The sequence below is a fragment of the uncultured Sulfitobacter sp. genome, assembly GCF_947500075.1.
GTDB lineage: Bacteria > Pseudomonadota > Alphaproteobacteria > Rhodobacterales > Rhodobacteraceae > Sulfitobacter.
Genome location: NZ_CANMQS010000002.1, coordinates 630,503 through 648,944, shown reverse-complemented (window position 1 = coordinate 648,944; position 18,442 = coordinate 630,503). Strand labels below are relative to the sequence as shown.

Here is an 18,442-nt window from a genome sequence, read left to right as displayed (position 1 = left end):
TATGAAAGATCACGATTCCCACGGCATTCCGCACACCACACCGCGCCAGTCCGCGACCTTCAGCCAGGACGCCAACAGCGACATCCGTCGTGCAGCGGCGACCGGTATTTACGACATCCGCGGTGGCGGTGCCAAACGCAAGGTGCCCAGCTTTGACGACCTGTTGTTTCTGGGTGCGTCGATCTCGCGATACCCGCTCGAAGGGTATCGGGAGAAATGCGAAACCTCCGTCACCCTTGGCACCCGATTTGCCAAGAACCCGATGGAGCTGGACATTCCGATCACCATCGCAGGCATGAGCTTTGGCGCGCTGTCGGGTCCGGCCAAGGAAGCGCTGGGGCGCGGCGCGAATGCGGCGGGCACCTCGACCACCACGGGTGACGGCGGCATGACGCCGGAGGAACGCGGGCATTCGTCCAAGCTGGTCTATCAGTACCTGCCGTCCCGCTATGGCATGAACCCCGATGACCTGCGCAAGGCGGACGCGATCGAGATTGTCGTGGGCCAGGGCGCGAAACCCGGTGGCGGCGGCATGCTGCTGGGTCAGAAGATCTCCGACCGGGTCGCGGAAATGCGCAACCTGCCCAAGGGCATCGACCAGCGGTCCTCCTGCCGGCATCCCGACTGGACCGGCCCGGATGATCTGGAAATCAAGATCCTTGAGCTGCGCGAGATCACCGGTTGGAAAGTGCCGATCTACGTGAAAGTCGCAGGCGCGCGGCCCTATTTTGACACCACACTGGCGGTCAAGGCAGGCGCGGATGTGGTTGTGCTGGACGGCATGCAGGGCGGCACAGCGGCCACGCAGGATGTGTTTATCGAACATGTGGGCCAGCCGACTCTTGCCTGTATCCGTCCTGCGGTGAAGGCCTTGCAGGATCTGGGCATGCACCGCGAAGTGCAATTGGTGATCTCCGGCGGGATCCGGTCGGGCGCGGATGTGGCCAAAGCCATGGCGCTGGGTGCGGATGCGGTGGCCATTGGCACAGCCGCGCTGATCGCGCTGGGGGACAATGACCCGAAGTGGGAAGACGAATACAACAAGCTGGGCACCACCGCAGGCGCCTATGACGACTGGCACGAAGGGCTTGATCCGGCGGGGATCACCACACAGGATCCCGAACTGATGAAACGCTTCGATCCCGTCGAAGGCGGTCGCCGGTTGCGCAACTATCTCAAGGTGTTGACGCTGGAGGCGCAGACCATCGCGCGGGCCTGTGGCAAGAACCACATGCACAACCTGGAGCCCGAAGACCTCGTGGCGCTGACCATGGAAGCGGCCGCAATGGCACAGGTGCCGCTGGCGGGCACCGATTGGTACCCCGGCAAACCCGGCACCTCCTACTGAATTCACAACGAAGGGCGCGGCATCATGCACGCGCCCTCGCTCTAAGACCGATAGGGAAGACACAACATGGCAACAGACCTCGCTAAATTCGCCGAAGAGAACGGTGTTAAGTATTTCATGATCTCCTTCACGGACCTTTTTGGCGGGCAACGCGCCAAACTGGTCCCTGCCCGCGCGATTGCGGACATGCAGGAGGATGGCGCAGGATTTGCGGGTTTTGCCACATGGCTCGACCTGACGCCCGCGCATCCCGACATGCTGGCCGTGCCTGATCCGGAGGCGGTGATCATCCTGCCGTGGAACAAGGAGATCGCCTGGGTCCCCGCCGATTGCGTGATGGAAGACGCGCCCGTGGAACAAGCCCCGCGTGTCGTGCTGCGCAAGCTGATTGCACAGGCCGCCGCCGAGGGCATGCACGTCAAGACCGGCATTGAGGCGGAGTTTTTCCTGCTGACCCCCGAAGGTGATGCAATTTCCGACAGCTTCGATACCGCCGCCAAGCCCTGCTATGACCAGCAGGCGTTCATGCGCCGTCTGGATGTCATCCGGGAGATTTCGGATCATATGCTGGAGATGGGCTGGAACCCCTACCAGAATGACCACGAGGACGCGAACGGCCAGTGGGAGATGAACTGGGACTTCGATGATGCTTTGAAAACAGCCGACAAGCACTCGTTCTTCAAGTTCATGGCGAAATGCTTGGCGGAGAAACACGGCTACCGCGCGACCTTCATGCCCAAGCCTGTTGAGGGGCTGACAGGTAATGGTTGCCACGCGCATATCTCCGTCTGGGACGCGCCGGGGGCTGCGGCCAAGACCAACGTGTTTGCGGGCGAAGGCGAAGGCCAGACCGGCGAGGTTGGCCTGTCCGAGCGTGGCAAGCATTTCCTTGGCGGGATCATGAAACACGCCAGCGCGCTGGCCGCGATCACCAACCCGACGGTGAACAGCTATAAACGCATCAACGCGCCACGCACCATGTCCGGGGCCACCTGGGCGCCCAACACGGTCACCTGGACCGGCAACAACCGCACGCACATGGTCCGTGTCCCCGGCCCCGGCCGGTTTGAACTGCGCCTGCCTGATGGGGCGGCAAACCCCTATCTGTTGCAGGCGGTGATCATCGCCGCGGGTCTGTCCGGCATCCGGTCCAAAGCCGATCCCGGCAAGCGGCACGACATCGACATGTACGCAGAGGGCCACAAGGTGCGGGGCGCGCCAAAACTGCCGCTCAATATGCTCGATGCGCTGCGGGCCTATGACCGGGACAAGGAGCTCAAGGCGTCAATGGGAGAGGAATTCTCCGCCGCGTATCTGAAGATGAAGATGCAGGAATGGAATGACTTCACATCCCACTTCAGCCAGTGGGAAAAGGATAATACACTAGATATTTGAGCGGCTTATCACCCATACCTCATGTGTCACCTTCATAACTGCTGACTATTTACTGTAAAAAAAGGATAAATCACCCATGACCAAACGTGTCGCCATCATCGGTGCAGGCCCTTCCGGTCTGGCACAACTGCGTGCCTTTCAATCCGCAAAGGAAAAAGGAGCGGAGATTCCGGAGATTGTCTGCTTTGAAAAGCAAGCAAACTGGGGTGGGCTGTGGAACTACACGTGGCGCACGGGCGTGGACCAGTACGGGGAGCCTGTGCACGGCTCCATGTACCGTTATCTTTGGTCGAACGGCCCCAAGGAAGGTCTTGAATTTGCGGATTATTCCTTTGAGGAGCATTTCGGCAAGCAGATTGCCAGCTACCCCCCGCGCGCGGTGTTGTTTGACTATATCGAAGGGCGGGTAAAGAAGGCCGGCGTGCGTGACATGATCCGGTTTGAGACCGTGGTGCGCAGTGTGGAGGAAACGGCGGACGGCAAGTTCACAGTTAAGGTAAGGAACCTGCCGGAAGATACTGAATATGAGGAGGTATTTGACTACGTCGTCTGTGCATCCGGCCACTTCTCAACGCCCAATGTGCCTGAGTTTGAAGGGTTTGACACCTTCAAAGGCCGCGTCCTGCATGCTCATGATTTCCGCGACGCGATGGAATTCAAGGACATGGATCTGCTGCTGATCGGCACCTCCTACTCCGCCGAGGACATCGGCTCGCAGTGTTGGAAGTACGGCGCGAAATCCATCACCGTCAGCCACCGCACCGCCGCGATGGGCTATCACTGGCCCGACAACTGGGCTGAGGTGCCGCTGCTTACGAAGGTCGTCGGGAACACCGCGCACTTCAAGGATGGCACCACCAGGGAGGTGGACGCGATCATCCTGTGCACCGGGTACAGACACCACTTCCCCTTCATGGCCGACAACATCCGCCTGCGGTGCCCCAACATTCTGGCGACGCCGGACCTCTACAAAGGGGTGGCCTACATCAACAACCCCAACGTCTTTTATCTGGGGATGCAGGACCAGTGGTTCACCTTCAACATGTTTGACGTGCAGGCCTGGTGGGCGCGTGACGTGATCATGGGGCGGGTCGACATTCCGGATCGCGCTGCGATGCAGGCAGACATTGACGCGCGCACAGCGGGCGAAGCGGCCTTGAAGGATGATTACGACTGCATCTGGTATCAGGGCGATTACACCAAGGAACTGATGGAGCTGACCGATTACCCCAGCTTTGACGTTGAAGGCGCCTGTCAGGCGTTCAAAGAGTGGAAGGGCCACAAGAAGGCCGACATCATGACTTTCCGCAACAACGCCTATAAATCGGTGATCACAGGCACGATGGCACCGATGCACCACACGCCGTGGAAAGACGCGCTGGACGACAGCCTTGAGGTCTATTTGCAGAACTAGGGTGCGTTGCGTTCGACCCTCAGGAAGACGAAGGTTTGCTGCAAGGCACCTTTGTCTTTCAGGGCGACGGTTACGGTGCCGTTCTTAATGTCAAACAGCCGTTGGTCGTAGGTATCGGGATGGTTCACTTCGCCTTCCTCCGTCCTGGCTACGGCATTCAGGCAAGCCGCCACATCCGCTGAAACCGCTTCAAAGGCGACATGTGCATCCGCCGCACGAAAGCTGAAAGGCCAGCGGCAATGCTGGGCCGTTGCACCGGACTGGCCTTTGGATGAGCTGCACAGCATGGCGTCGGTGGATGCCACCGCCCTGCCCGCGATCATCTCCTCCAGCATGTCACAGAAATCCTGAGCCGCAGCGGGCAGTGGCATCGCCAGCGTCAGACAACAGGCCAGCGCCACACCCCTCATTCCGCCACCAACTGCGCTCCGGGCACCATACGGAAGGGTGTTGGCGGCGTTGATTTGCTGACCCAGAAGAAGTCGCCTGCGTATTCCATCACGTACCAGCCCTCCCATTCCGCATCACCCGGCCATTGGCTTTGGTATTCGTCCCGCTCTGCATCCAGTCGCCACAGGCCACGGGCCGTGCGCGCGCCGTCCTGGGCATACAGCGTCACGCCATCATCGCCGAAGTACTGGCGGTATGGTTGGCCTTCCCACTTGCCCACCGCCGTATTGCCACTGAGCAGCGCATCGATCTCATGCACCTTGAGCTTGACCGCCTGCGCAGCGGCAGGCGCCGCCAGAAGCGCGCAGACCGCTGCCAGGACAAACCGGCGCCTCATGCCACCTTTCCATCGTTCACCAGGATCAGCGCCACACGCCGCAGTGTGGTGCGCAGCCGGTCAATGTGCGGCCCCGTATGGTTTAGATCCGCCAGCGTCTTGTCCATGATCGACAACCAGTCTTCAGCGTCCTGAACACGGATCGGCACATGGGCGTGAATCTCCTTCACGTTCATATGCCGGTGCTTTTCCATGTAATACTGCCGCCCGCCCATGAAACCGGACATGAAGTTGAACTGCTCCTGCCGGGTATGGGCGATGCCGTGGCCCTCCATGTGCAGATGCACGATCTGGCGCCCTTCGGGCAGGGATTCCACCAGATCGTAGAAATGCTCAACCATCGTGCGCAGGGCGTCTTCGCCGCCGATCTGATCCAGCACCGTCCGGGTCATGACCGCGGGCGTTCCTTGGCCGGATCAAAGGCTGCGAGGTCCTTGCGGATCGTGGCAGGCAGGCGTTTCTGGTGCCCGTCCAGCTTGCCGATCTCCAGCTGCGTACCCGGTTCGGCATGGGCCACATCGACCCGCGCCAGCGCGATATTGCGGTCAAGCAAGGGCGAGCGCATGGAAGACGTCACTTCGCCGATCTGCGCGCGGCCCACGTGGATGCAATCGCCATGCCCCACGTTCACCGCGCTGTCGATGTCGAGGCCCACGAGCTTGCGCTGCGGGTGTTCCTTGCGGCGGATCAGGGCATCGCGCCCGATGAAATCATCCGGTTTGGACTTGAGCGGCACGGTGAAGCCAATGCCCGCCTCGTAAGGGTCCGTCTGGTCAGAAAAATCGTAGCCGGCAAAGATCAGCCCCGCTTCAATCCGCACCATGTCCAGCGCTTCCAGCCCCATGGGCGTCAGGCCATGCCCCTGCCCGGCTTCCCAGATCGCCCCGAAAATCTCATCGCAATGCTTGGGGTGGCACATGACTTCATACCCCAACTCGCCCGTATAGCCGGTGCGGGAGACAACAAAGGGCGTGCCGTTTTCATCATTGAGCCGCGCGGGCGTGAAGCGGAACCAGCCCAATTGGTCGAATTCCGGGTTATGGGGCGCGGTCCAGACGATCTTGCGCAGCAAATCGCGGCTTTCAGGGCCTTGCACGGCGACATTGTGCAACTGGTCCGTGGAGGAGCGCACCAGCACCTTCAGCCCCAGCTTTTCTGCCTGCTCCCGCAGCCATTCACCGCCGTAGTCATTGCCGCCGATCCAGCGGAAATTGTCCTTGTCGAGCCGGAAGACTGTGCCGTCGTCGATCATGCCGCCGTGTTCATAACACATGGCCGTATAGACCACGCCGCCCACGGGCAGGGTCTTCATGTTGCGGGTGAAGACGTACTGACACAGAGCCTCCGCATCTGGCCCGGTGATCTCAAACTTGCGCAGGGGGCTGAGGTCCATGATCACCGCTTTTTCACGGCAGGCGTGGTATTCGGCAATCGCGCCCGCTTCGGCATAGCAATTGGCCAGCCAATACCCGTTGTATTCGATGAAATTGCGCGTGTGTTTGGCGAATTGGTCGTGGAAGCCGGTTTGTTTGGTCATCTTGGGCTCTGCTTCTGGTGTGGGGCGGTAGGCGACGGACCGCTGGAAGGTTTCCTTGCCCGAATAGGTGCGCACGTGGATATCAGTGGGGTTCCAGCCGTTTGCGGGGCTGGTGTCGTCGGGGCATGCGCTTGAGACGCAGACGATGTCCGTGAGGGCACGCAGCAGGACGTAGTCGCCGGGGCGCGACCATGGCTCATCCGAGTACATGACGCCGTGTTCATCGAGGAAGGTGTTGAAGAAGAAGTTGATCGCCATCCAGCCGGGGCGGCCCGTGACGTTGTATTTGCTCAGCGCGTGGTTGAAGTTTTCGGAGCAGTTGACGTGGCCGGGATAGCCGATGTCGTCATAGTACTTCGCCGAACAGGCGAGTGCGAAAGCATCATGGCGGCCGCAGGTGTCCTGCACCACTTCGACCAGCGGCAGCATCTCCTGATCGTAGTATTTCGCGTGCAGGCCGGGCATGGGGTATGCGTGGCCCATGAGCGTTCGGGTGGTGGTCACGTCGAGGGCGTGTTCAATGCCTTTGTCGAGCTTACGGGCAGAGAAACATTCGAAATCAGTGCATTGGCGGCCATCCACGTCGATGATCTGGATGTAGTCACCCGCTTTGACAAAGAAGGCCTCCGCCGTTTGGGTGTGCACGCGGATGTCGTCCACGGGATCGGCCAGCGGGTCGGGCAGTTCAAAGGACGTGTGCTTTTTCAGCGTGGCGCGTTTGACCATGACCGTCAGCGGTGTGGTGGTGTCCTGCGCTTCGATATCCATCGGCGCGCCGGGGGCTGCGATGATCAGCGATCCGTCGCGGGTCACGGTCAGCGTTTCTTCGGCCTTGGCGCGGGTGTCACGGTCAAAGAGGCGCAGTGCTGCTGCGTCGGCCAGATCAATGCCGCGGGCGTCCAGCCCCATGCGCAAGCCGCGCAGGGATTGGTCCAACCCGGTCAGCAGTGCGCGCAATCCATCGGCAGTGGCATTGGCGGGCGCGTCCAGAATGGCAGGGTCGATCTTGCCCCCCTTCCCCGCTGTCACGATTTCGCAGACCTGCGCGCCTTCGTCGTTGATCACCGTGACGCGGTCGCCTGCATAAACCGGGATCAGAACCGCGCCCATGCCTTCGACGACATATCGTTCGGTGCCGGGTGGCAGGGTGAACTGGCTGGGCAGGAAAACCTTGGATGGGGACGGCGGGCCGGGACGGACCTTGGCGTAGATGTCATCAAGCATTCTGTCTCTCCAGCGGGGTCTGTGGCGATCTTATCAGCTGCGCTCAAACTTCAACAGGTTCATGGACTTGCGCGCCCGCATCTTTGACGGGGACACGCCGTATTCATCCTTCACGGCCTTGGCCAGCGTGTTGCTGGAGCCAAAACCGGTGGCCACGGCAATGTCGATCAGGGGCAGCAGTGTCTCTTCGATCATGGCGCGGGCGCGTTTGGTGCGCAGGCGTTTGTAAAAGCGGGCCGGCGTGTCCTTGAGCGCGGTCTTGAACGCCCGTTCCAGATGCCGGGTTGAGATGCCGACAGCGCAGGCCAGTTCGGTCATCGGCAACGGATCGGCGATGGTGTCTTCCATCAGCCGCAGCGCCTGGGTGATCTGCGCGTCAAAGAGGCAGGTGTTGTCGGCGATGTCCTTGGGCTGTTCGGCGTCGCTTTTGCGGATGGTGTTCAGCAGCAGGCGATTGCCCAGTTCGGCCACCTGTGCGGCCGTCATCAAGGGCGCGATCAAGCCGATGATCAGTTCTGCGGTGGCAGAGCCGCCCGCTGCCGTGATCACGCCATTGCTCTTTTCCGAAAAGCGGGTGGTCAGCGCGGGGTAATGCCCGGTTTCCGCCAGCTGCGCCGCGTCGCGCCATTGGGTGGTGACAGGACCACGGGGGTTCGAAGCGCGGATATAGGCCGTCGCCGCATCTGACAGCAGCACCACGGGCAGCGCCTTGCGCTGCATCACCCGCATGCGCCGCATCCAGGCGTTGCCCCGGCCCATCTGTCCGCCGACCACAATCATCGTATGGGGCGGCACCACATCTTCGATGGCCGCTTCGGCCTCGACACACATGCCATGCAGGCTGCGCAGGATACCGGGGGTATCTGACACACAGCGCCATGAAAACACCTGCCGCGCCAGGACGTTATTGGCAGTCCGCAGCGCCTGCATGATCCCGGCAAGCTCCACGTCGCAGAATCCATCCGAGACGAAAATCTCGAACACGCAGGCGCTCTCTGCGCCGCCAAGGGTCGGGTCGAAATGATCGACGCCCTGAAATTTGGGTTCTGGCCGTCCCATCCTATGTGCCCCCTTGTGAAAAGGGCGCAGCGCGACCGGATGTACAGCGTTCGATGTGGTGCATGACGGGGCTTCTTTGCGGCTGAGCGAGGCAGATCAGACCGCCTCAGTGTTTCCCCATGTTAAAAACATTTTCCTATCTGTCAAACTCGAAATCAATGCCAAAGCACTTTGCAGTCGATTTGATTCACAGGACGCTGCCCCGCCTTGCGGCGGATCAGCCTGTCTGCACTGTTTGGGTGGTCACGCGCCAGCGCGTTCGGGGATCAGCTCTGCCAGCTTCAGGCGCTGGATCTTGCCGGAGGGGCCTTTGGGCAGTTCCTCCAGCAGATGGATGATGCCGGGAGATTTGAACGCGCCCAGCCGGTCCTGACACAGGGCCATCAGATCATCCATCGCCAATTGTGCACCCGGTTTCAGCGCAACGGCGGCTTCGACGGTTTCACCATAGCGCGGGCACTGCCGGGCAAAGGCGGCGGCTTCAACAACTTCCGGGTGGGCATACAGCACCTCGTCGATCTCACGCGGGGCGATGTTTTCGCCCCCCTTGATGATCAATTCCTTCAGCCGACCGGTCACAAAGACATACCCATCCGCATCCATCCGCCCCAGATCACCGGTACGCAACCAGTCACCTGCGAAGGTGCCTGCGGTGGCATCGGGGTTGTGTAGATACTCCCGCATCACATTGGGGCCACGGATGGCGATCTCCCCTTCCTGTCCACGCGGGGCCTCTTGCAGATCCGCCGTGAGGATGCGCACCTCATTGCCGTACGCCACGCCGGGGGAGCCGACCTTGCGGGTGCCCGGCGGCAGCGGGTTGGAGAGCACCTGAGCGGCGGTTTCCGTCAGGCCCATGGTTTCGATGATCGGCACGCCAAAGCGGCTCTCGAACGCGGTCTGGGTTTCCACCGCGAGGGCGGAGGACGCAGAGCGCACAAAGCGGAGCCGCTCGCGCAGGCTGTCGCCTGGCGCCGCCTCTCCATGCAGCAGATGGCTGATGATCGTGGGCACGACGGAGAACCAGGTGATCTCCCCCGTCTCCGCCTGATCCCAGAACCGGCTGGCGGAGAAACGCGGCACCATGGCAAAGGACCCGCCCGAGACCAGCGCGCCCATCACCGTCACGCAGAGCCCGTTTATGTGGTAGATCGGCAGCACGCAGAGGCCGCGATCCTCCCGGCCCAACTCATGCGCCACCGCCGTGGTCCAGCCGCCGGCCAGCAGGCTGGCGTGGGTGTGCACAACCCCCTTTGGTTTGCCCGTGGTCCCGGAGGTATACATCAGCAGCGCGTGGTCGTCTGGTGCCAGATCAGGCAGGGGGGCTGTGCCCGCAAGCCTGTCCGGGGCGAGGATCTGCATCCCGTCTGGCGCGACCTGCGCAAAGGTCGCGCGCTGGCTGTCATGCAGGAACACGAAACGCGCGCCGGAATGATCCAGCGCATAGGCAATCGCATCAGGCCCCGCCGCAAGGTTGATCATCGTTGCACGGAACCCGCCAAAGAGCGCGGCAAAAAGCGCCAGTATCCCCTCGCGCCCATTGGGGTGGATGATGGCAACGCTTTCGCCCTTGGCGATGCCCGTGGCATACATGCCCTGCGCCATCCGTGCTGCCTCTGCCCGCAGGTCATGCCAGCTGAGGCTGTCGCCCGTGTCTGGGAAGACAATCGCGGTCTGGTCAGTCTGCGCGCGGGCCTCCAGCCAGTCGCGCACCGTCCCGACCGGGGGGCGCTCAGCGGTGTAGATCATTTTCCCACGTCAGCCCAATAGCCCGCAAAAATGTCATCAGGCGAAGGTTCCACGCCGGGAATTTCGCGCACGATCTTCGTAGTTTGCATGAAATGCTTCCAATGCAGGTTCGTGTCGATGGAATTCCCGCCCCAGGACCCGCAGCCCATGGACAGCGAAAACGGCATGCCGTTGGTAAAGGCACCGCCCGTGGCGAAAGTATGCGCCTGATTGACGATCACCCGGCTGGTGGGAATGGCATTGGCCAGCGTCAGCGGGCGGTCCTCGGCGGTGGTGTGGATGCCAACGGAGTGCCCTGCCCCCTGGTGCAGTTGCACCTCACGGGAGATGCGGACCGCGTCTTCGAAGTCCGTTGCCCGGTAAACGGTCAGAACGCGGCTGAGTTTCTCGCCCGAGAGCGGATATTCGGGGCCGATGCCCGTGGTCTCCACCGCGATGTATTGCGTGTCCGGGGGCACGTCGTCCGTCAGGCCGAGGGCGGCGATCATCTTGTCGGCGTCCTGCGCGATGGCAGCCGGGTTCAGGTGGCCCTTGACCCAGAGCTTGTCGGTGACTTTGCTCTCATCGGTGATCAATGCGCCCCCGGTGCGGGCCATTTCCTGCGAAAAGGCGTCATAGATCGCATCCAGCACGACGATTGCATTCTCGGATGAGCAGGAGGTTGCATTGTCGAAGGTCTTGGAGGCGCAGATCTTCTCGGCCGCTGCCGCCAGATCGGCGGTTTCATCCACGATCACCGTGACGTTCCCTGCCCCTACCGCCAACGCGGGCGTGCCGGAGGTATAGGCCCGTTTGACGTTGTTCTGGCTGCCTGTCACGACGATCAAGTCGGAAATTTCCAGCAAACGCTGCGTCTTGTCCTTGGAGCCGCGTCCGGGGACCATCTGCACCAGATCACGGTCGATGCCGGATTTGTCGAACTCGGCGTGGATATAGCCCAGCAACGCCTCGCAGGTGGGCACACCTTTGGGGGATGGCGACACAACGATGGCATTCCCGCATTTCAGCGCGTTGATGATGTTATTGGCGGGCGTCGCACCGGGGTTGGTGGAGGGGACAACCGCCCCGATCACCCCGATGGGACGGGCAATTTCGGTGATGCCGGTGGCGGCATCGTCGCGGATCACGCCATGGGTTTTGGCGGTGGCGATGTCGCGCATCAGGCCCAGCGTCTTGCGGTGGTTCTTGGTGATCTTGTCGGGCACATTGCCCAGCCCCGTTGTTTCGACCGCCAGTTCAGCCAGATGCCGGTTCCTGCCGGGTTCCATGATGGCCCAGCCCGCGGCCTGTGCTGCGCGGTCATAAAGCGCCTGGCTTCCGCCCGCCTCAAAACGCGCCTGTGCAGCACGGGCACGGGCGACGATGGCGTCAACTTGGGCGATATCATCCTGAGCGTTCATGGGTATGTCCTTTGGATATGGCAGGGCGCGATCCGGGCGCCCTGCCCGTTCATATATGTTGTTTCAGATCAGAGACCTGCAAGCAGTTCTTTCAGTGTTTCTTCGCGGGCTGCCCACATCTCAAGGACCTCGTCACGGGTCATGATGTGCATGGGCGATCCGCCTGCCTTCATCTTGCCTGCCACACGCTTGTTCTCGAACATTGCCGGAACAGTCGCTGCCAGTTTGTCGATGATCCCCTGTGGTGTGCCTTTGGGCACCATGATGCCACGGAAGTTGACCGATGAATTGTCCACGTCCAGCCCGCTTTCCATCATTGTGGGCACGTCCGGCAGGAATGCGTTCCGCTCCAGATCCGCCACGGCGAGGATCTTGACGTTGCCCGCCTCGGCCGCACGGAAGGCGTCAGACAGGTTGTTGATGCCTGCCATCACGTCACCGGCGATCACCGCTTTCATGGCCGCTGCACCGCCGCCTTTGGTGGGGATATAGGCCATCTTCATGTCGCCTGCCTTTTCCATCTGCAACGCTGCAATGTGGTGGCCCACAAACAGGCCCGCACCAGAGGTGGTCAGCTTGCCGGGATTGGCTTTGGCGAAGTCGACGACGTCTTGCAGTGTGTTGAATTCACTGTCTTTACCAACAACCAGAACCGCAGGGTCAGCCCCCCAGTTGGCGATTGGCTCAAAGCTGTCGCGCGAATATTCCACGCCGCCCTTGATCGACTGCGCAATGAAATGCGGGATGTTGTAGGCGCCCAGCGTATAGCCATCGGCCTCGGCCTGACTGGCCAGCCAGTTCCAGCCCACACGGCCCCCGGCACCGGGTTTATTCAGGATCGCGATGGGCATGCCAAGCGCGTCTTCATTGCCGGATGTCATGGTCACGATCCGTGCCTGAAAGTCCGTGGCCCCGCCCGCGCCATAGCTGACCATCATCATGATCGGGCGATCGGGGTAATTGGCGTGACCGTCTGCGACCGCAGATGTTGTCAGACCCATCAAGGCCATCGCGGCCCCTGCTAGTAGTTTTTTCATGTTGTATTCCTCCCTAGGGTTTAAGTTTCTGCCGCTATGACGGTTCAGAAAAAGACCTCTCGCGGTGTGTACACTTTCAGCAAGAGTGCGAAGAGGCCGTACATGACGGCCATGAAACAGGCCGTGATGATGACGCGCTTGACCCAAGATTTCAGCGCCCCGTGGGGGGCCGGATCATACAGGCTCAGCAGAATGAAAAAGGCGATGGAAGTGGCCGTGTAGAACCCCAGCCCCTTCGCCGCCCAGAAGATATAGACCAGTGCCACGCCCAGCCCCGGTGCGAGGTTGGTGAATTGCCGCGCGGTGATGCCGGTGCCGACTTTTGTCCAGCCCAGACAGGCTTTGGCAAAGGTCCAAAGCGCCAGCACCACAAAGACAGATGCAATCAGCCGCGGGAACAGGAAGGCTTCGGCCGGTTGCTGGGTATAGCTGACGTAGGCCACCCAGATGCCTACGGCGGCAACCACGCCGGAGCCGATGATATGTTGCAGACGGGGCAGTGACGGCGCGCTCATGCGATGATCTCCTCTTTGGAGGTGTACCGGCGGGACCGCAGTTCCATCCATGCGGAATAGAGGATGGAGGCGATCACAACCGCAATCAGCAGGATATTCAGGGGGCCGCCGAAGAAATATGGGGCCATGCCGTCGGTCGCAGTGGCGATCATCGAGCCCTGAATGAAGTTGGCTTCGGCAATCGGGCCAAGGATCAGGCCCAGCACCAGTGGGGCGGCGGAAAAGCCGAAACGTTCGAGGAAGTACATCATCACGCCAAGGGCCGCCATGACATAGACGTCGCCCATGGAAGACTGCACCGAATAGCTGCCAAAGACTGCCAGCCCCAGCACGATGGCGGCCATCACCGCCTGCGGCACCTGTGCCACGCGCGCCGCCAGCCCCGCCACATAGAGGCCAAAAATGCACATCAGCACCTGCCCGATCAGCATGGAGTTGATGAAGGTCCAGGCCACGTCCGGGTGATTGTCAAAGAGGTCCGTGCCCGGAAAAATCCCGTGAATCAGCAGGCCACCCAGCAGGACAGCGGCGGTGGGGGAGCCGGGGATCGACAAGGTGAGCAGCGGCACCAGCGAAGGCCCGACCATGGCATTGTTGGCGCTTTCTGCCGCGATCACACCTTCGGGGTGGCCGGTGCCGAACTTCTCACGGTCGGGGCTGAATTTCTTGGATTGATCATAGGCGACCAGCCCTGCGATCTGCCCCCCCACACCGGGGATCAATCCGATGATGGAGCCTGTTGCCGTGCCAATGCCGAGGGCGCGTTTGTTGCGCAGAAGCTCCCTGATCGCGCCGCTGATGGGGTGTTTTTGCACCGCGATGACCTCTGCCCCGTCTCCGCGCCGTCCTTTGGCGAACATGGTGATGACCTGCGGGATGGCGAAGAGACCGATGAGGGCTGCAATGATGTTGATGCCGCCGCCCAGAGCCGGGTGAAAGATGAAACGCTGCGCGCCCATGATGTCGTCAAAGCCGATGGTCGCCAGCCACAACCCGATGCAGCCTGACAGCAGGCCTTTGACCACCGATGCACTGTCCAGCGAACCAATGACCGTGACCCCAAGGATGGCGAGCCAGAACAGGTGGCTCGGACCAAAGGCCAGCGCCCATTGGGCCAGCACAGGTGTGAGGAAGATCAACAGCAGCACGCCAAACACACCACCCACAGCGGACGCCAGGAAGGAGATTTGCAGCGCCTTCGCCCCCTCGCCCTTCTGCGCCATGGTGTGGCCGTCCAGCGTGGTGGCGATATTGGCGGGCGCACCCGGTATTTTCAGCAGGATCGCCGACACCGCGCCACCTGCCACCGTGGAGGTATAGGCCGCCCCCAGCAGGATCAGACCCTGTGCCGCTTCGAGCTGGAACGTGAAGGGGATCAGCAATGCCACCGCCATCGTGGGCGACAAACCCGGCGTCGCCCCAAGGATCAGACCGCCAATGGTGCCGAGCAGCAGCAAACCGAAGTTAATCGGTGTGAAGACGTCTCCCATGTAGAGCAAGAATTCCATCGCTGCCTCCCAACAACGCTGCTTGACCTTAAACGCTAAGCGATGAAAATAGTTTTGCAAATGTTTTCATAAATTGCCCAAATACGGTGGATAGATGGCTGATAAAGATCATAAAAAAGCGGATATCATCTCTGTCGCGAAGGCGGCAAAGGTGTCCCCTTCGACGGTGTCGCGATACTTCAACCATCCCGATTTGCTCAAACACGCGACCAAGCGCAGAATCGAACGTGCGGTGCGCGCGCAGGGCTATATCCGCAACCGTGCGGCCCAGACAATCCATGGGATCCGCTCCGGCACCGTGGGGATTTTGGTGCCGACAATTGATCACACGATCTTTGCCGAAGCGGTGCAGGCGTTCTCTGACGCGGTGGCGGAGGAAGGGTTCACGATCCTGCTGGCCTCCCATGGGTACGACCTGCAACGCGAATACGCGATCCTGCGGAAGTTCCTTGAACATCGGGTGGATGGCATTGCGCTCACGGGTCTCGACCATGACGAAGCGGTGTTTCAGCTGATCGACAGCCAGAACATCCCCACTGTGATGATGTGGAACTATGCGGCCGATGCGCGATACCCCTCCGTGGGTGCGGACAATGCGCTGGCCGGAGAGATGATTGCCGCTCATGTGCTGGCGCAGGGGCACCGGGAGGTGGCCTGTCTGTTTGCCCCCAGCGAAGGCAATGACCGTGCGAAGGCCCGCAGTGATGCAATCCTTGCGACGCTGGGCAAGGCCGGTGTGGAGGTGCCCGCAGCGTGGATGCGCACAACGGTTTACAGCATCTCTGCCTCCAAACGGGATGCGATGGCGCTGTTTGCCCTGACCCCGCGTCCGACGGCGCTGATCTGCGGCAATGACATTCTGGCAACCGGCGCGCTCTATGCCGCCGCCGCCATGGGGTTGCAGGTGCCAGAGGATATCTCCGTCACGGGCATCGGCGATTTCAAAGGCAGTTCGGAGATTGAGCCTGCCCTGACCACCGTGCGCCTGCCCGCACGTCGGATCGGACGGGAGGCGGGATTGACCCTTGCCGGGGCGATCAAATCACCCGAACAGGAGGTTGTCGGCATATCCTGTGCGCCGGAACTGGTGGTGCGGCGATCGTGTCAGCCTGTCTAGGGCTGTGACGGCACCTGCTTTGCTGCTTGGATGTGGTGGAACGCCAGCAGGCCGATGGCCAGAACCAAAGCGGTCAGATGGACCTCTGCCGGACGCACCAACAGCCCCACCGCCAGCACGATCCGCAGCATCACCGCGATGGGGCCAAGGGCAGCCGCATCGTACCGGGCCAATGCGCTGGCCAGCAGGTAGAGCGCCAGCACCAGCTTGGCCAAGAGCCAGAGCAGCGGGAGCAGTTGCACCCCATCCTCATACCCTGCAAGCGGGGCCTTGCTGGGGCTGGCAGGGTCAATCAGCGCCTGATCAATCAACAAAAGCTCTGGATAAAAGGCGAAAATGAACGGGATCACGAACATCACGATACCGGAGCGCACAGCGCTGAACCCCGTCGCCATGGGCTCGGCCTTGGTGATCGTGGCGGCGGCAAAGGCCGCGAGTGCGACAGGCGGCGTGATGGCAGAAGCAACGGCGAAATAGAAAATGAACATATGCGCGGTGAAGGTCGCAATCCCGAGGCCAATCAGCAGCGGCCCCATCAGCAGCGCCACGTTGATATAGGCAGGCACCGCAGGCATCCCCATGCCAAGCAGCACCGCCAGCAACATGGTGATTGTCAGCGCGATGAACTGATACAAGGCCGATTGGCCACCGCCCAGATCAAGCGAGAGCAGGAAGCTGAGCACATCGACAGCCACGAATTTCGACAGGCCGGTGAAGTTCAGGCAGACGTCGATGACCGTCACGGCCAGGAACATCAGGTAGAGCGTTGAAACGGTGATCCCCGCCTCTGCCAGCGCGTCGAGCGCGAGACGCGGGGTCTGGCGAAACGCTTTGTCGAGGAAGAGCAGCAGGATCACAAACGCCGCCCCCCACCAGCCCGTGGCCCCGGCATCCCCTGCCGCGTTCTGGTAGACCTGCAGGATCCACGGCAGGTCCAGCGCGCGGCAGGTACCGTCCTGCGTCAGCGTCTGCGCGCCCAGAAGCCAGCCCAGCGGGCCACAGCCCACCGCGTCCTTGGGCGTCAGCAACAGGATCAGGATCAGCAGGATCGGCAGGAAGATTTGCAGCAGATGCAGCAGGTCCGTGCGGGTGATGTGCATGTCTTCGGTCAATGCCCCCAGCGCCTCAAGCCCCTGTTTGCGCGACTGGAAAACCGCCGTCAGGAACAGGCAGAAGAAATACGCGATGGCGGGAAGCGTTGCCGCGACAATGACATCGCCGTAGGGCACCGCCGTGAGGGCGGCCAGGATAAAGGCCGCGACGCCCATCACCGGGGGCATGATGGACCCACCCGAAGAGGCCGCTGCCTCCACCCCGCCAGCGAAGGTCTTGGAAAACCCGCGTTTGAGCATCATCGGAATGGTCAGAACGCCCGTGGACAGCACGTTGGTCACCGGCCCGCCGGTGATCGTGCCGAACATCGCCGAGGACACGATGGCCGCATGCGCAGGCCCGCCCCGCAGCTTGCGCGTCCAGCGAAAGGCAAGCTTGATCAAGGCTTGGCCACCCGCAGATTTGCCGAACATCGCGCCAAGGATGATGTAGGGAAAGACCACATTCATGATCACATTCATGAACCGCCCCAGCATGCCGGAGGCATTGTTGACCAGCGCGTCATGCACGTTCGGACGGCCATCGACAAAACTGCGCGGCTCCCCGCCCAGTTTGGTCATCAGATACTTGTTGATGTCGTCGGGCCCGTGGAAGTACCACACCAGCACTGTGCCGATGGTATAAAGCGCCATCAGCAGCGCCACGAGGACCAGCGGCAGGCCCCAGACCTTGATGTTGTAGCCCAGAAACACCAGCATCGTGGCGCCCATGATCCCCACCAGCCATATGCCCGTGGTGGTCACACAGCGCGGATCATCGACCGTATCGGGCACGGGCAGGCCCATTTCCTCGGCAAAGGTGATCTCTGCCTCAAGCGTTTCTGCAATCAGGCGCGCGCGGTCGCCGTTCAGCAGGTCTATCAGGCAGACGCTGTCGATCTCGATCAGATAGGTGAGCGAGATGGCCGCCGCCGACACCACAAGCGCCGCATCCATGAAGAGCCCGAAACCCGCACGGCGCGTGCCCTGCCACGCCCACCACATGGAGTGCCTAAGCGCCACGATCACCATCATCACGAAAAAGACGAGCGGGTAGAACCATTCGGTGGCAAAAGCCCGGACCTTGAGGGTCTCCACTCCGGTCAAGCCACGCCAAAGATCTGTCCAGCCCGGAATGGCCGGGGTGCTGTTCACGATGCCGATGAACACAAAGATCAGCGCGCAGGTATAGAGCGCCCTGTGCGGCGAGGCGCTGCGTTCACTCTGGCTGTCGGCCTGCGCCATGGTGCCCCTCAGACGG

At 61.5% G+C, this 18,442-nt stretch carries 15 protein-coding genes; 4 read left to right on the top strand and 11 right to left on the bottom strand.

Annotated features, from left to right (window positions below; translation table 11 throughout):
• Position 1: 1 nt before the first annotated feature.
• The 3 genes from Q1A91_RS08125 (at position 2) to Q1A91_RS08115 (ending at position 4,157) form a co-directional block, all read left to right on the top strand.
• Positions 2-1,348: an FMN-binding glutamate synthase family protein gene (locus tag Q1A91_RS08125; protein WP_299875472.1), complete on the top strand. Its 1,347-nt coding sequence runs from the start codon at positions 2-4 to the stop codon at positions 1,346-1,348.
• Positions 1,349-1,414: 66 nt separating this feature from the next.
• Positions 1,415-2,743 carry a type III glutamate--ammonia ligase gene (gene glnT, locus Q1A91_RS08120; protein WP_299875469.1) on the top strand — a complete coding sequence of 443 codons (1,329 nt, stop codon included), beginning with the start codon at positions 1,415-1,417 and terminating at the stop codon, positions 2,741-2,743.
• Between the two features lie 76 nt (positions 2,744-2,819).
• The gene (locus tag Q1A91_RS08115) at positions 2,820-4,157 is read left to right on the top strand and encodes an NAD(P)-binding domain-containing protein (RefSeq protein WP_299875466.1); all 1,338 of its coding nucleotides are present in this window, start codon (positions 2,820-2,822) and stop codon (positions 4,155-4,157) included.
• On the opposite strand, the gene Q1A91_RS08110 is transcribed toward Q1A91_RS08115, so the two are convergent.
• From Q1A91_RS08110 to Q1A91_RS08065, 10 genes are all read right to left on the bottom strand, one after another.
• The gene (locus Q1A91_RS08110) at positions 4,154-4,567 is read right to left on the bottom strand and encodes a hypothetical protein (RefSeq protein WP_299875463.1); all 414 of its coding nucleotides are present in this window, start codon (positions 4,565-4,567) and stop codon (positions 4,154-4,156) included. The two genes, Q1A91_RS08115 and Q1A91_RS08110, sit on opposite strands and share 4 nt — an antisense overlap.
• Entirely contained in the window at positions 4,564-4,944 is a 381-nt protein-coding gene (locus Q1A91_RS08105; RefSeq protein ID WP_299875462.1) for a hypothetical protein, read from the bottom strand. Before Q1A91_RS08105 ends, Q1A91_RS08110 begins: the two co-directional genes overlap by 4 nt.
• Positions 4,941-5,336 carry a group II truncated hemoglobin gene (locus Q1A91_RS08100; RefSeq protein ID WP_299875459.1) on the bottom strand — a complete coding sequence of 132 codons (396 nt, stop codon included), beginning with the start codon at positions 5,334-5,336 and terminating at the stop codon, positions 4,941-4,943. The genes Q1A91_RS08105 and Q1A91_RS08100 overlap by 4 nt, the downstream gene beginning before the upstream one ends.
• Positions 5,333-7,705, bottom strand: coding sequence for a DUF1989 domain-containing protein (locus Q1A91_RS08095; RefSeq protein ID WP_299875456.1), 2,373 nt, complete (start codon positions 7,703-7,705; stop codon positions 5,333-5,335). The genes Q1A91_RS08100 and Q1A91_RS08095 overlap by 4 nt, the downstream gene beginning before the upstream one ends.
• Before the next feature lie 33 nt (positions 7,706-7,738).
• Positions 7,739-8,764: a GlxA family transcriptional regulator gene (locus Q1A91_RS08090; RefSeq protein WP_299875454.1), complete on the bottom strand. Its 1,026-nt coding sequence runs from the start codon at positions 8,762-8,764 to the stop codon at positions 7,739-7,741.
• A gap of 243 nt (positions 8,765-9,007) precedes the next feature.
• On the bottom strand, positions 9,008-10,513 hold the full coding sequence (locus tag Q1A91_RS08085) for an AMP-binding protein (RefSeq protein WP_299875451.1): 1,506 nt from the start codon (positions 10,511-10,513) through the stop codon (positions 9,008-9,010).
• Complete coding sequence (locus Q1A91_RS08080) at positions 10,510-11,913, bottom strand: aldehyde dehydrogenase family protein (RefSeq protein ID WP_299875448.1); 1,404 nt, start codon at positions 11,911-11,913, stop codon at positions 10,510-10,512. Before Q1A91_RS08080 ends, Q1A91_RS08085 begins: the two co-directional genes overlap by 4 nt.
• Positions 11,914-11,981: 68 nt before the next feature.
• A complete protein-coding gene (locus Q1A91_RS08075) occupies positions 11,982-12,950 on the bottom strand; it encodes a tripartite tricarboxylate transporter substrate binding protein (protein ID WP_299875445.1) in 969 nt (322 codons plus the stop codon).
• A gap of 44 nt (positions 12,951-12,994) precedes the next feature.
• On the bottom strand, positions 12,995-13,465 hold the full coding sequence (locus tag Q1A91_RS08070) for a tripartite tricarboxylate transporter TctB family protein (protein WP_299875442.1): 471 nt from the start codon (positions 13,463-13,465) through the stop codon (positions 12,995-12,997).
• Complete coding sequence (locus Q1A91_RS08065) at positions 13,462-14,973, bottom strand: tripartite tricarboxylate transporter permease (protein ID WP_299875439.1); 1,512 nt, start codon at positions 14,971-14,973, stop codon at positions 13,462-13,464. The genes Q1A91_RS08070 and Q1A91_RS08065 overlap by 4 nt, the downstream gene beginning before the upstream one ends.
• A gap of 94 nt (positions 14,974-15,067) precedes the next feature.
• On the opposite strand from Q1A91_RS08065, the gene Q1A91_RS08060 reads away from it, so the two are divergent.
• Positions 15,068-16,090: a substrate-binding domain-containing protein gene (locus Q1A91_RS08060; protein ID WP_299875437.1), complete on the top strand. Its 1,023-nt coding sequence runs from the start codon at positions 15,068-15,070 to the stop codon at positions 16,088-16,090.
• On the opposite strand, the gene Q1A91_RS08055 is transcribed toward Q1A91_RS08060, so the two are convergent.
• Complete coding sequence (locus Q1A91_RS08055; RefSeq protein WP_299875432.1) at positions 16,087-18,426, bottom strand: TRAP transporter fused permease subunit; 2,340 nt, start codon at positions 18,424-18,426, stop codon at positions 16,087-16,089. The two genes, Q1A91_RS08060 and Q1A91_RS08055, sit on opposite strands and share 4 nt — an antisense overlap.
• Between the last annotated feature and the right edge of the window lie 16 nt (positions 18,427-18,442).